Source organism: Stenotrophomonas sp. (genome assembly GCF_050737075.1).
Taxonomy (GTDB): Bacteria; Pseudomonadota; Gammaproteobacteria; order Xanthomonadales; family Xanthomonadaceae; genus Stenotrophomonas.
The window spans coordinates 1-15,045 of the sequence record NZ_JBOHXV010000041.1 but is presented as its reverse complement, the minus strand read 5'-3'; the positions used below and the strand labels follow the sequence as shown (position 1 = coordinate 15,045).

At 69.2% G+C, this 15,045-nt stretch carries 3 protein-coding genes; all 3 read right to left on the bottom strand.

Annotation, left to right across the window (positions count from 1 at the left end):
- Window positions 1-29: 29 nt before the first annotated feature.
- Window positions 30-12,407: a filamentous haemagglutinin family protein gene (locus ACREPD_RS11550; protein ID WP_431599467.1), complete on the bottom strand. Its 12,378-nt coding sequence runs from the start codon at window positions 12,405-12,407 to the stop codon at window positions 30-32.
- Window positions 12,408-12,601: 194 nt separating this feature from the next.
- Complete coding sequence (locus tag ACREPD_RS11545) at window positions 12,602-13,813, bottom strand: substrate-binding domain-containing protein (RefSeq protein WP_431599466.1); 1,212 nt, start codon at window positions 13,811-13,813, stop codon at window positions 12,602-12,604.
- A 189-nt stretch (window positions 13,814-14,002) separates the two neighbouring features.
- A partial coding sequence (gene gspF, locus ACREPD_RS11540) for a type II secretion system inner membrane protein GspF (RefSeq protein WP_431599465.1) occupies window positions 14,003-15,045 on the bottom strand: 1,043 nt, incomplete at its 5' end.

Sequence of the window (15,045 nt, the reverse complement as noted above, 5' to 3'; positions counted from 1 at the left end):
GCAGGTAGCAGGCCACGCAGGGCGTGGCGCTACCTCCGTTCGGTGCGGGGAGCCGCGTCCGCCTGCTGGAACCGGAACGCGCTGTTGGGGTCATACGCGCTTACCGGCTCGGACACGCGCGGCTTCGGATCAACACTGCTGCTGGCGCCAAAGCCCAGCACCTGCACGCTGATTTCCGAAGGCCGGTTGCGGCGTGCGTCGTCCTGGGTCTTGCGCATCACGTCCTGCGCCGCCTGGCTGGCGCTGCTGGCGGCCGCGCTGGCCGAAGTCAGCGCGTTGACGTTCACCGTGGCCAGTACCGGCAGGCCGGTGCTCTCGCCCTGCACCTGCACGTTGGCCGCGTTCAACACCTGCAGCGCGGCGAGGTTGACGTTGCCCGAGACGCGGATGCCCGCCTCGCCCGCATCGATGGTGCCCAGCGGCGCGATCAGGTCCACGTCGCCGGCCGGCACTTCGGCAATCGGCGCCAGCGTGGCAATACCCGCACCGGTGGCCGGTGCCTGCGGCGACAGGTTCACGTTGCCCCACTGGTCGTAGACGCGCAGCGCCGGGGTGTATTGCACCGAGGTCAGTGCGCCACGGCCGGCATTGATGTCGGCACGGGCGGACCACGCCTGGATGTCACCGCCGAATGTGGTCATCACCCGCGACAGGCCCAACAGCAGGCTGCCATCGCTGAACAGCCGGATGTCGCCCTGCCCCTGCGTGACCAGGCCCGCCGACGCCGGCGGCACGACCCCCTGCACACCGACCACGATCTGGCCGCCCGGGGCCAGAATGTCAATGTTGCCGCCAGCCTGGGTGCGCACCCCGGAGCCGCCGAACATCACGATATCGCCACGGCGGTCGATCGCCTTGCCTGCACCATCCTTCTCCGGCAGCAGCGTGGCAATCGCCTCGCGGCCGCGCAGGTAGGAGCCGAAACGCGGGCTGTCCGGATCGTTGTACTCGCGGCCGGCCGCGCGCAGTTCGGCGTGGTAGACCTGGCGCAGGAAGAGGCGTTGCTGGGCGGGCGGCAGCGAATCGAACAGCGCCACTGCCGCATCGCCCTTGGCCGGTACGCCGAAGCGTTCCTGCAGCCAGGTCTCCAGCTCGGTGCCATACAGCTTGGCCGCCTTGCCGGGCTGTTCGGCGAGCGTCAGCGCGGGGTCGGCCAGGTTGTCCGGGTCGAGGTAGCGCGCACGCAACGCGGCGTAGTCCAGCTGTTCGTTGCCGGCGGTGACCGCGATGCTGGCACCCGGGCGGGTGTCGCCCTGCGCCAGGCCGCCCGTGGTGGTGATGCTGGCCTTGTCCTCCTGGCGGATCTGCCGGCCGGCGCTGACATCCAGGTCACCCGGGCCTGCAATGCGGATCGGCGTGTGCACGATGTCGCGCCCTGCTTCGACGATGCTGATGTCGGTGCCGGTGTTGTTCAAGCCGCCGATGTCGCTGAGCAGAATGTCGCGGCCCGCCCGCACATGCACCGGCGCGGCGACATCGTCGAAGGTGAACACCGTGCGGGTGTCGCCCACCTGGCGATCCAGCTCCCAGTGCTGGCCAGTGCGCAGGCCGATGATGTCGCCCTCCACCGCATAGAAGCGGTTGGGAACGCTGCCGGCCGCACGCAGGTCGTTGAACTGCAGCGTGGGCGCACCGAAGGCGAACAGCGGCAGGCCGTCCCGTGGTTCCACCGCAGGCGCATCGACCGAAAGATTGTCGCGGACGCGGACGAGCGCCTTATACGCCACGTACGCGGGGTCGAACGGGGTCGGCAGGCGGGCGTCGGCGCCGCCGCTGCTGATGCCCACCGCCCCGGGCGTGGCCAGGATCGATTCCTTCGCCAGCACCTCGAGCACACCGCTGCTGGACGGTCGCGTCAGCAGTACATCGCTGCCCGTGTCGGAGGCCTGGTCCAGCTTGATGGTGCCGCTGGCCGCGAGCAGGCGTACCGTCGAGGGCAGCAGCCAGTAGCGCAGCGAGGAGCCGAAGCCTTCGCCATTTACGTCGCGCCCCATCGTGTGGCGATTGCCGACCAGGCTGGGCGCCAGATCACCGCCTGCCGCCACCATATCCAGCGCGGTGCGGTCGGTCCACAGCGAGAACCAGCTGGCGCCGGCCGCAACCGTGCCGTCGGCCAGTGTCACGGCGTTGTAGTTGAGGACCGCTGCGCGGCCCGGGTCGGTGACCGCACCCAGCACGGCATCGCCACGCGCCTGCAGCAGTGCGGTGGCGTCACCGAGCACCAGCACGGGACCGCCCATGGCCGCACCACGCTGGGCGGTGAACGGGTCTGCGGCCGGCAGCGCATTGTCCAGCCGCCGGTAGCTGGCTGAGGTGGTAGCGATGCCGCCAATGCGTGATGCCTGCAGGGTGAGCTCGCCGCGCAGGTTCACCAATGTGCCGTTGAGCTCGAGGCTCTGGATGTTGCCGCCTGAAGACTGGGTGGTCGCATCGAGACCCGGATTGAACGCACCGGCGGTGCGCACCGACAGATCGCCGCCGCCGGTCAGGAACAGCTCACCCTCGCTCACCCGCCCGGTGGATCCCACCACCGCGACAAGTGCCGTGGAGTGTCCGGCGCCGCTGGCATCTTGCAAGGCACCGCCCATGGCCGACTGCACACCGGCGTGCCCGCCCGCTTCAAGGCGGAGATTGCCGCCGCCCAAGGTGCCGAAACCGGTGAAGCCGCTCATGCGCGGGGTCGACGTACTTGCGTTGCGTACCAACGTGTAGGTGCCGAAGTTGATCCACCAGCTGGCGTCGGTCGCGGTCGCGGTCGTGCCGGCGGCGCCGCCCTGGCGCCAGAGCCAGTTGCCCACCGCAGCGCTCGCCGCATCGGCCGCATCGGGGGAGCTGCTCTGGCCCAGGAAGGCGCGTTCCGCCCACACATCGCCGCGAATGTCACCGCCCGCCGCCACACGCAGGTTGCCACCGGCATCGGGATACCACGCCTGATAGGACGCCAGGGCCGCATCGTAGGCACCGCCGGCCTGCACGGCTCCCAACAGCTGGGTGTTTCCCGGTGCCGGTGCACGCTCGGGATTGAACGCGGCATCGCGGTCGTCGCCGAAGGAGGTCGGCGTGCCCGCGGTGTAGACGCCGTAGCCCGAGCGCATCTCCACATCACCCGCCGCCAGCAGCGTGAGATCGCCTGCGCCGGTGCGCAGCACGCTCCAGGCCGGGCTGCCGACCCGGCTGTTGTAGTGGGTTTCGTCGATCCAGGTCCCGCCGCCGTAGCAGAGGTACGCGGCCCGCGCGCAGAACTGTTCCTCGGTCATGTCATGCAACGCCGCCAGTTCGCTGGCAGGGCGTCCGGTGTAGCTCTCGTCGCCATTCCATTCCAGCGACCCCTCCCGTGTCACCAGTCGGGGCGCATTCCCACAGGCGCCGTCGAAGGTCGCGCAGAAGTTGTCCTCGGTCATGCCGAACATGTCGGCCAGCTCCACAACCGGCTTGCCGGCAAAGCTGTCGTCGCCCCAGGTGTCCAGCGACCCCTGCAGCGTGATCACGCGTTCGCCCTCGAACCGGCTGGTGGTTTCCACGGTGCGGATGGTCGAATAGTGCGTATCGGCCAGGACGAGGTTGCCATCGGCGCCGAAGCGGCGCGCACGCTTATCGGCCGCGCCGGTATCGGCACCCGCCACGGCGGTGATGTCCCACGACGCGGTGCCCTCGGGCAACATGGGCGCCAGCGCCCAGTTGCGGCCCTGGCTGCCACTGGCATCGGCAGGACGCAGGTTCACCGGCTGGTCCCCAGCCAGCTGTATTTCAGTCATGGACGGAATGAGCGAACCGGCCTTCAGGTCCACGGCAGCGCTCAGGCGCATGTCGGCGGGCAGTGCAACGCCCGCCGGCCAGACCTGCGCCTGGATCGGCAGCGCGCTGTCCAGCCGGAAGCCGGCGCCAAGCACCGCACCCGGGCCCAGGTTCAACGGCGCCGACAGCACGGTGCCGGCAGCCAGCGTCTGCCCGTCTGCGGTGGTCACCGGCGCACGCAGTACCGTACCCGCGGTCAGCAGCAGCGTACCGTCGATACGGGTAGCCATCGGCACCTCCGTGCCCGCCGGCAACGTCATGGCGCGGAACGGAATGGCGTAGTTCAGGATGACACCGGCAACGAACTGGGTGCCCGATTGCAGCTGTACGCCGCCGTTGGGCACGATGATGTCCGCGCCGTACGGGGTGCGGGTGTTGCCGGCTGGGCTGGGGATCAGCATCCAGCCCGCCTCGTCCGGATTGGCCGGCGGCGGCGCAAAGCCGTCGTTGATGCTGCCATACAGCCGGATATCGCCCTCGGCGCGCAGTGCCAGCGCCGCCGATTCACCAAACCCGCGCCGTGCCGGATCCACCCGGTCTGCCTGCGGGCCGTAACGATAGCCGGACAGGTCGATGTCGCCGGCCACCACCAGATCGCCGCGGATATTGTCCGCGCCGGCATTCGCAACGATCTCCACGCCGGGCCGCAACCGGTACGTGCCCAGCGCTGCCACACGCTGCTGCAGATCGCCATTGCCCAGCGCAGCGTCGAACCACGCGCGGTTGTCCGGATCCACGACCTGGTCGAACCAGGCCTGGGTCACCACCTGCGGGCGGTTGCCATGCACATCCTCCGCGGCGGCCAGCGGCGCGTCGGTATAGCGGCGGAAGCCGTTGACCTGGAGGTCGCGGGCACCGTCGATGCGAACCCCACCGGCAACATCGATCCCGGCATCGTCCATGCCGACGCGCGGCACGTTGATGCGCAGCGATCCACGCGGCGCGCCATCGTTCTGGCCCGCTGCCGTTCCTGTGGCAACCCCCGTTCCACTGCGCAGGTCCAGCTGCGCTGCGCCGCCCAGCTCAACGCGTCCCTGCCCGCTGGTCAGTTCGATATCGGCCCGGTTCGGGCTGTCGATGATCTTCCCGTAGCTGTCCACGCGCAGCCCGGTGCCGTGTGCGTCCAGCGTGCCGTCCACCCGCAGCGCGTCACGCGCCGCCAGGCGGATGCCGCCCACCTGGACGCCACTGGCGTCGATGCGGCCCGCCACGTCGAGACGGCCACCGTCCACGCTGATGTCGACATAGCGCGCCTTGACCTCGTCGCCGACGACCAGGTCGCCTTCCGCAAGCTGGAAGCTGCGCGCGCCGGTCACGCCGCCGGCGTTGAGGCGCTGGTTGAGACCCTGGAAATCCTGCAGCTGGCGCGCACGCAGCACCAGTTCGCCCGCGTCCCATGGCACCACGCTGCCGCCTGCGTCGGTCTGGCCGCTCGCGCCGCCAAGAATGCTGCCGGCCAGGTCGACACGGCCGCCCTGTTCGCCCACCGCATCGACGGTCAAGCGGCCACCACGGTTGTTGCGCGCCGACAGGTCGATGCGCGATGCAGCGTCGGTGCGGATGTCGCCCTCGGTGGTGCCGAGTTCCACATCGCCGCCCCAACTGTACTTGTCCACGTCCAGCAGGCTGACCTTGCGCCCGGCAAGATCGAGGTCCGCTGCCGCGCCCAGCGTGATGTCACCCGTGGCCTTGGCGGTGAGCCGGCCCGAAGCCAGCAGCACCGTGCTGTCCAGCATGATGTCCTTGGCCTGCAACGACAGCTCCGCGCCAAGCGCGGCGTTGTCGCCCGGTGTCGCCGTGGCGCCGTGCAGGGTCAGCGCGCCACCGGTGCGCACCGCCAACTGTGCGGCGGCCGCGCCGGTCAGCAGCGGGGTGGCGATGTCCAGTGCGCCGCCACTGTACTGCCAGCCCTGCCCGGTCACGTAGTCGCCCTGTTGCTGATACACATCCAGGCTGCCCTTGCCCGAGAACACCACGCGGTCGCTGGCCTGCAGGTTGACCGACGAGAACCCGAGCAGCTGGCGGGCGGCGCTCGACGCCGACGGGCGGCGGGTGAACGCCGCAGAACCGAATTCGATGGTGGAGGCGATGATGTCGAGCTGCCCGCTGCCCAGTCGGCCGACCATTGCCGCGCCCTGCGGCGCGCTCGCTTCGCTGCCGATGCGCTGACCAGTGGCCAGCGCGCCGTCCCAGAGCAGCGTATCCGCCACGATGCGCGCGCGGTCCTCGGCATTGCCATAGCCATGGATGGCCGGTGCGCCCAGCACCAGCTGCTTCAGCCGGCTGACGCCGGTGGCGGCATCGCGGGTATCCAGGTCCACGCTCCCGATCACGTTGATCGCATCGCGTGCGCTCAGGCTGAGCGTTTCCAGTGCGGGGGCCTGGGTGGCGGTGTTGCCCTGCAGGAGCTGCTGCAGCACCTGTTGATTGAGCGCCAGGCCGGGCGGCAGGCCGCCATTGGCGGCGAAGTCACGCAGCGCATCGGTCTGGCCAAGGTTGATCGCCGACACCGCCAGCCCGAGGCGGCGGGTGCCATAACTGGCGTTGTCATCAATCTCCAGTCGGCCGTCCGTAGCGGACATGATGCTGCCCTCGGAGACCACCAGCGCCTGCCCGCTGCACGAAACGCTCAGGCAGGTGCCCAGACGGATGTCCACAGTGGCCTGGCCCGACGTCGGCAGCAGGTTGACCTCGCCGTTCGACACGGCGAACACGGCCGAATTCATGCCTTGGTAGAAGTAGCCGTCGGTGGCATCGAAGGACGCCGCACCTTCACCCAGTGTACTCAGCGTTGCGCCCTGTTCCACGATGATGCCTTCGCCCCCGGGCCGCGCGGTCAGCACCAGTTCCGGCGCGCGCAGTGCGGCTCCCTCTCGCACACGGACCGTGTCGGTGGTCGCCGTAATATTGAAGGCAGGTTCGAGCAGCGCGCCCATATTGAAGTCGCCGCCCAGCACCATCCGGGCAGGGTTCAAGGCATTCAATGCCTCCGCCTCCAGCACGGCGCCGGTTGCGCCTTCTACAGCGGACGTTCCTGCGCCCACAATGTCCAGCGTTCCGCCGGTCGTGGTCACCACCACGCTGCCCGCGTAGCCCGTGCTTCCGGCTGCGTCGAACCGGGTTTCGCCTGCCACCTGCAGTGCGCTGACGCCGTTTCGGCCGGCATCGGGGCTGAGCGCCAGTTTCAGCCGCCCCGCATCCACGGTCTGCATGCCACGCGGCACGCCCACGCGCGCCGCGTCGCTGGCCACGAAGCTGTTGTAGCTCGTTTCGTTGTAGCCCGAATGGCGGCGCACCACGTCGGCGGGCGTGATCAGCAGATCGGTCAGCAGGGGCGATATCGCACCGCCCAGCCCGCTCCCCTGCTGCCCTGCCACCCGCCAGGAGCCGGTGCCCGTCGCCACGGCACCGGCAACGCCGGTGACGCCGGAGCCGCCCAGTTCCACCCGGAACGCCCCGGGCTGCAGCGCGTACACCGCCGGCAACAACGTGTAGGTGCCCGCGGCAAGGCCGGGGACACCCGCCGGCACCACGATGCGCTGACCGATCGCGGGGTCGGCGCTTCCCTGCGCCATCCCCGCCGGCGCGGCGCTGCCGGTGTAGCTCGGCACGATCGCGTACACCGGATTGCCTGACGCACTGAACGCATACGCCGGGTTGGCGTCCGCCAGCGCGTGGCGCAGGATGTCCACCGAACCACCGCGCCCGCTCACGTGCGCCGCACCGGTCAGTTCACCGCCGCCGGAAAGGTCCAGCAAGGCACCGGCGTCGATCGACGTCTGCGCCGCGTCGAACGTGATGCCGATGGGCTCCACAGTGGAGCCTATCCGGCCGCCGATCACCTGCGGCGAAACGAGCGCACCATCGACGTACCACTGCAGCCCATCGACGGTGCCGCCGTAGGGCAGCGACAGCCCCGCCGCACTGGTGGAGGTGATGCTGCCAGCGAGCAGGCGTACCTGTGCCCCTTCCGCCTGGGTGCTGGTGCCGCCCAGGCGCAGCGCGCCGAGCGGCGCGCGCACAATGCCGCCCTGCTCGATGGTGGGCCCGACCAGGCTGAGGGTGCCGAACACCGAATGCGGCAGCGGTGCCGTGCTGCCTTCGGACCGCGCGATGCGCAGCACCGCCTCCGGATTCGCCCAGGTCCAGAAGCCATCGCTACCCACCCGGTTGGGGTCCAGTCCCACGGCAATGCCCGCACGCGCACCGGTGGTGGGATAGATCTGCGCGGCGGTGATCTCCAGTGCCTTCGGCGCTGCCAGCTGTGTGAACCCACTGGCGCCAATCGTGCTTCCGGCCAGCAGGCGCAGGTCGCCGCTGCTGTGCAGATTGACCTGGTCGAAGCCGGCCACGTTGACCACGTCGCGCACATCGATCAGCGCGGCATTGGCCTGCAGGCGATGATCGTTCTTCGTGTCCAGCGGTGCGGCCACGGAACGTTTCAGGTTCTCACCGCCGATGATCCGCCAGGTCGCCTGTGCGAGGCGAAGATACGGCGCCGACAGCATCAGCGTGCGCTGCGCCTCGGTGCCCGGTACGAACCCGATGCTGCCATGCAGGCGCAGGCTTCCGCCCATGGAGAGGTCCAGACTGTCATCCGCACGCACGTCGCCGAACAGCGACAGGTGGTCGAAGCCGCCCTGTTCGATCTGTTCCACGCTCAGATAGCCGTGTCCATAGCGGGGAACGCGCGTATCCGACGCATCCTCCCGCGCTTGCCCCAGGCCCAGCGTGCGCGCCACCAGCACCGCGTCAATGGCTGTGCTTGCGTACGTAGCGCCACCGAACGCGATGCCGAGCGTGCCGCCCTCGGCACCACTGCCGCCCGCGGCGGCCTCCAGGGTGCCGTTGAGGTACAGCGCATCCGCCGAACGCAGCACGATGCTGCCGCCGTTGGTATCCACCTGCTGCTCGCCGCGCCCCTGCACCTGCAGCCGCTCGGTCGCTCCCGAGGCAAGCAGGCGTGCGCCGGTGTCCACGACCACGAAGGCATCCACCGGATCGACCACCGCGTTGCGCGCTTCCCAGTCGAGCTCGCCGCCAATGCTGATGCTGCCGCCGGCATGCACGATGCCCTGGCGCCGCCCGCTGGCGTCGGTGCCCACGAAGCTGTCCGCGCTGGCATCGAGCACGGCCCCGTCACCGATCCGCCAGGTGCGGGTACCCGGCACCCCGTCGAACAGCGTGGACGGATTGCGGGTACCGTTGATGGAAATCTGTCCGCTGCGTGCCTGCAGCGTGCCGTCCACGGTGATGTTGCCGCCCGCACGCAGCGCGATGGACTGACCGCTGTCCACTCCGACCAGCGCGCCGTCGCCAATGCGCAGGTCGCCGCCGTGGAACGCGCGCTCCGAGCGCAGTGTCAGGTTCGCGCCGTCGCGCTGGATGACTGCGCCCGTGGCCAGATCCATCTGGTACTGCGGCGCCAGCCACGCTTCGAGCGCTGCATCGCGGTCAGTGGCGGACAGAGCCCCGGCGGTTGGCCGCAGTGTCGGGCGCACCACCTGCAGCTGCGCGTCATCGGCAACATCCAGTGCACGGTGGCCATTGATGTCATAGGACGCGAAGCCGCTGGCGAACACGGCGCCATCCAGGTCCAGGCCATCCGTCGCGGGCTCGCCCCCGATCCGCACCTGGCCGCCGGTCTCCAGTGTGAAACGGCCGCTGTCGGTGACGCCGAGCGCACTGAAAGTGGCGCCTTCGCCGAGCGTGACGCGGCCGGAGCCATCGCTGGCCACACGCGCGTCGTCGGCGCGCAACAGCACGCTGCCGCCCTTGCCGCCGCGCATGTCGCCACCTACCGTCACCCGCCCACCCGCATCCACCAGAAGCTGGCTGCCCGCGCCCAACTGCACGTCGTGGCTGCTTTCCAGCTGCACCGTGCCGCCGTCGATCCAGGCGGCACGGGCGGTCGCCTCGGGCTGCATCAGCGCATTGGTCCAGGTGCCGCTCAGGTCGATGCGGGCGTTGTCGCCCACGACCACGCCACCGCGTCCCTCACGGAGCAGCGCCTGCGGTGTGCCCTGCACGTTCAACAGATTGCCGGCCAGCAGCGAACCGCCGTGGGCCGCGATATCGCCGTCGATCTCCACGCGGGCGGCGGTAAATGCCAAGGCCGCGCCATCCTGCAGGTGCAGGCTGCCGGCGGTGCGCAGGGTGCCGCTGGTGGTCAGGTCCAGTCGCCCCCACTGCTGCGCACTGAGGGTATCGGCGTCCATCCAGAACGTATTGCGACGGCTCGCCTCCAACGGGGTCTGCAGGCCAGACGCGGCCGGTGTGGCGCGCGTATCGTCCAACCGCACCTCGGTGGCGAATGCACCGTCGCGGCCGCGGGCGCTGTAGCTGCCCAGCAGCAGCGCGGCATTGCGGGCCACCGCCGTCTGCGCCTGCGCGTAACCCTCCTGGCCGACATCCGGGCCACGGTCCTGGCGGACGCCCTGGAAGGTGCCGGTGTCGATATCGCCTTCCAGAACGACCGTCGGCGCGGACAGTGTCAGGCTGCCGGCGTCACGGCCGACGGTATAGCCGTTCTCGACCCGCGTTTCACTGGCGATGAGCGGGTTGCGGAAGCTCTCGGTGACGCCCCAGCGTTCGTGCGCGCTTTCAAAGCCACGGTACACCCCGGCAAACACCATCGCCGCCGGTGCGTCGTCCAGCCGGTACAGTTGGCCATCGTTGCCGCGCAGCCAGGTCTGGTGGATGGTGCCGGTGGCCACGTCCAGGCTGCCACCGGCCAGGTTGATCCGCGAGCCAGCCTGGGTGATGACCTCGCTGCCGCCCAGCAGCACGCTGCCGCCCTGCGCCGCCCACTCGCCGATGGAATGGCCGTTGGTGCCAAGGTAGCCGCCCACTTCCAGCAGCCCGCCCGCCGCATACCAGCGATCCGCCTCGTAGCCACCGGTTCCGGCGGGCACATGCACCAGCAAGCGGCGATCGATCCACGCGCTGTTGTTGTTGAGGTTGTTGAGCTTGCCGCTGTCGCGGTTGTCCGGGGAGTCGCGCAGTTCATTGCCCTGCACGTTGATCTTGACGTTGTTGCTCTCCATCGAGACCTTGACGCCGGTCGCGCCGGCCACGTCCACGCGCGCGCCATCGGCCAGGAAACTGCGCCCCGCGGCGTCCACCACCACCTGGCCGCCCGTGGCCAGGGTCAGGGACTGTCCTTCAAAGGCGACCGCGCCGCCCGAAACGATCTCGATGCGCGACTGGTCGCGCCGGTCCTGCATGCGCGAAAGGTTGTCGAACGTACCGCTGTTGCTGGTGGCGCGCAGCGGATCCTGCGCCGCCGACTCGGCGATGAGCGCATCGCGCTGGCTGTCCAGCGCGGTGGCCTTGCCGTCGTCCTCGATCAGCACCGCCGTGGTCGACCCTTCCGTCAACGTCACCGAACCGGCGTGGTCGCTGATCGCGTTGAGCAGGTGCACGCTGCCCCGCTGGTTCACGGTGGTGGAGGCCACTGCCACACCGGCCTGCTCCACCGTGCGCCCCGCCAGGGTGATGTCGCCTTCGCGTGCGCGGATCAGGCCCGTGTTGCTGACCTCACCGGCCGTACTGCCCGCGACGAACTGCGGCGCGATCTCATTGCCGCGGGTGGTGGACGCGGTGTTCTGCGCGGTGCCGACGCCACGACGGATCACGAATGCATCGCCGGCGGCAAGCTGGGTCTGGCCCTGCCGCGTCTCGATCTGCCCGGCGTTCTCAACCGTGTGCCCCGCCAGCAGTACATAGCCGCCGCTGCGGGTCGCCGTGGACGGCTCATGGGTCGTGATGCGGGCGCCGCGCTCGACCACCACATCGCCGAGTGCATCGGTCAGCGTGGCATGGGTGTTGTCCGCGCTGTACAGCCCGTTGTCCTTGAACTGTGCATCGCTGATCCGGGCGGCGGCGGCCACCAGGTTGCGCACGTTGACCTGGCTGTTGTTGCCGAACACCACGCCGTTGCGGTTGGTGACGAACACGCTGCCCGGCGCCTTGATCTGACCCAGTATCTGGCTGGGCCGGGCATTCGGGTCGTTGACCCGGTTCAGCACCGCCCAGTCCGCGTTCTGCCCGAAGCTGAGCGTGGTGTTGCCGCCTACGTTGAAGGTTTCCCAGTTCAGGACGGCTTTGTCGGCAGTCTGCTCGATGCTTACTTCGACCCTGCCGTCGGCGCCGGTGCGCTGTATCGCCTCGCGTGCGTTGAGCCAGCCGCGGGTGAGCGGATTCTCATCCACCTTCAGGCCACCCTCGCCCAACCCATCGGCCACTACGTAACCGGCGTTGCGCAGATTCTGGCGGGCCTGCTCCTGCAGGCGCTGCTGCAACGTGATCGCCTGCGCCGCGCTGCCGAGGTTGTCGATGGACTGCTGCAGCTTCTGCCGCGCCGCGTCCTGCTGCTGGGTGGGCTGGCCGAAGTTGACCGGCACTCCATTTGGCATGCGCCCGCTCTGCGCCGCCGCGCCCTGTGCGGCCCCCTTCTCGGCGAACCACGCTGGGCTGAAGGCCTGCTGCGCGGCCGCCGGCACCGTGAGGGAGCTCAAGGCCACGGCGATGGCCCACGCCATCGGGTGATTGCCGAGCGTACGCTGGGAAGCGGCGGTACCGCGCAGGGCGGTCGAATGCAGGTGCGACATCGAAACCTCGTCAACCGGAAGGCCCGCTCGACACGAGCGGTTGCTGAATGGATGTGGCCCCCCAAGGATCTGGCCACGCACCTCTTAGACGGGGGCGGCGGCGCAAAGCCGACAGGGAGTTGGCTTGCCCACCAACGAAAAGAGCGCCGGCATTGCTGCCGGCGCCCTGGGTATCGTTCCTTGATACCTGCCGCTTACGGGCGGCCGATGGTGTTCGGCGAGACGCCGCAGGTGGTGGTGTTGCCCAGGCCGTTGACCGTGCTGGCCAGGACCAGGTTGTTGCGGATCGATTCGCGCCACGCCTGGTTCAGCGGAATGAAGCCATGCGCGCGGACCGCCGTGTCGTTGGTGCCGGCCACGCCCGCGTTGTAGTGGGTGGACAGGAAGGCACGCAGCTGGGCGGTGACCGGGGTGCTCTTGTAGCACTGGCCGACCACGAAGTAGGTGTAGCCGGCAATCGGATAGCCCTTGGACGGGTTGGTGAAGACCGGCGCCCAACGGGACGGGTTGGCCAGCTCATCGGGGGTGCTCGGCGGGGCGACGGTGTCCAGGGTTTCCGACACGTTCACTTCGCTCGGCGAGAAGCCGCGCAGCTTGGCAACCTTGGTGGCGTCTTCCAGGTTCGGGATCACGTCCGGGCCGACATAGCCGATGCGGCCTTCGGCGGCGTACACGGTGGTGTACAGCGAGGTGCCACCGTTGGCCGGAGCGGCGTCGAAGGTGCCCGGCGCCACGTTGCCGACGAACAGGTTCTTGAAGGTGGACTGCACCGAGAACTTGCCGTCCTTCAGCGTGCTGGCCGACAGGTTTTCGTTCTCGCAGACCGTGGTCAGGAAGCGGGTCAGCAGCTCGCTGGTGCCGCTGCTTTCATTACGGTACACAACGCGCAGGTTGCCGGTACGGCCGCTGCCTGCAACCTGATCCCAGGTGGTGTACTGGCCGGAGAAGATGCGGCACAGGTCGGCGTCGGCGATGTTCAGCGCGGCACCGGCCTTGTTGAACGGAATGGTGACCGAGGTCGCCACCGACGGGAACTGCAGCAGCGGGCCGTAACGGTTCGCGTCACCGGCCACGTTGTAGGTGCTGTTGTAGATCGCGCGCTCGCTGCCGGCGGTCGGGACCAGGGCGGGGCCGCCGCTGAGGACCGAGTCGCTGCCGATGAAATGCACGGTGCCGGTGGCGCTGAACAGTGCCGAGTTGTTGGTCAGGAACGCGCTCTTGCCGGTGCCCGAGCCGGTCACGGCGTAGCTGAAGTTGGCCGGCAGGATGCTGTCCGACGAACCCTTGTACAGGTCGGCCGGCAGCGAGGCGCCACCGCCGGTCACGGCGACCTGGGCCGAGGCAACGCCGGCGACGGACATCAGAGCGGTGGCAACCACCGCGGCGAGGATCTTGTACTTGCTCATGGTCTTCTCCAGAAGGGTTCTACTACGAAGTTGAAACACCGAGGGAGGAACGATCACTGCACCTGCTGCCGCCGGGGACCTCCCAGTCCTCGCTGCGACGACGTAGGTGATGCTCGGCGCGTGCGATGACAGCGCGCTTAAGAAAGGTGTGGAACTCGCTGTAATACTCTGGAGAACGGTGTGGAGAACTCAGTTGACCAGCTGGTTCATTTCCATGATCGGCATCAGCACCGCGAGCACGATGGTGAGCACCACGCCACCCATCACCAGGATCATCGCCGGTTCGAGCAATGCAGTGAGCGCCATCGCGCGACGCTCGATCTCGCGCGAGATGGTCTGCGCCGCGCGCTCCAGCAACGGTGCAAGCGCACCGGTCTTCTCGCCGCTGGCAACCAGATGTACGAGGATCGGCGGGTATACCTTCTGCACCTTCAATGCCGCCCCCAGCCCCACGCCCTCGCGCACACGCGCCGCCACGTCGTCCGCACAGCGTGCAAGCAGCGCATTGCCCAGCGTCTGCCGCGCCGCGTCGAGTGCACGCAGCAGCGGCACGCCCGCGTCGATGAGAATCGCGAGCGTGGAGGCAAAGCGGGCACTGTTTACGCCGATCACGAAACGGCCGAGCATCGGCACGCGCAGCAGGCCGGTATCCCAGCGCAGGCGGAATGCGGGGCGGCGCAACGCCAGCCGCCACCCCACCACGGCAGCCGCAACACCCAGCCCCACCCAGATGCCCCACTCGCGCACGAATGCACTGGCTTCCAGCATCACCCGTGTGAGCAGCGGCAGCGTCTGCCGCGCCTGCACGAACGCGGTGACCACCTGCGGCACCACATAGCTGAGCAGGAAGATCACGATCGCCACCGACACCAGGCTGATCGCGCCGGGATAGATGAAGGCGGTGATGACCTTGGCCTGCAGCGCATTGCGATCCTCGATGTAGTCGGCCAAGCGCTCCATCACCTGGCCCAGGTCACCGGAGTCCTCGCCCGCACCGACCAACGCGCGATAGATGGCCGGGAAGTCGCGCGGGCGGCTGGCCAGCGCCGTGGTCAGCCGCTGGCCGCTGCGTACGTCCGCACGCACCGCCGTCAGCGCCTGCACCACGTGTGCCTGCTCGGCCTGTTCGATCACCGCGCTGAGCGCGGCCTCCAGCGGCAGGCGCGCGGCCAGCAGGCTGGACAGCTGCCGGGTGGCCCACGCCAGCTCCGTTGCACTGAGCGCGCGGCGCC

What these genes read in the sequence shown, in the direction of transcription:
- ACREPD_RS11550 (WP_431599467.1), bottom strand. Translation starts at nt 12,407, where the DNA reads ATGTCGCACCTGCATTCGACCGCCCTGCGCGGTACCGCCGCTTCCCAG.
- ACREPD_RS11545 (WP_431599466.1), bottom strand. Translation starts at nt 13,813, where the DNA reads ATGAGCAAGTACAAGATCCTCGCCGCGGTGGTTGCCACCGCTCTGATG.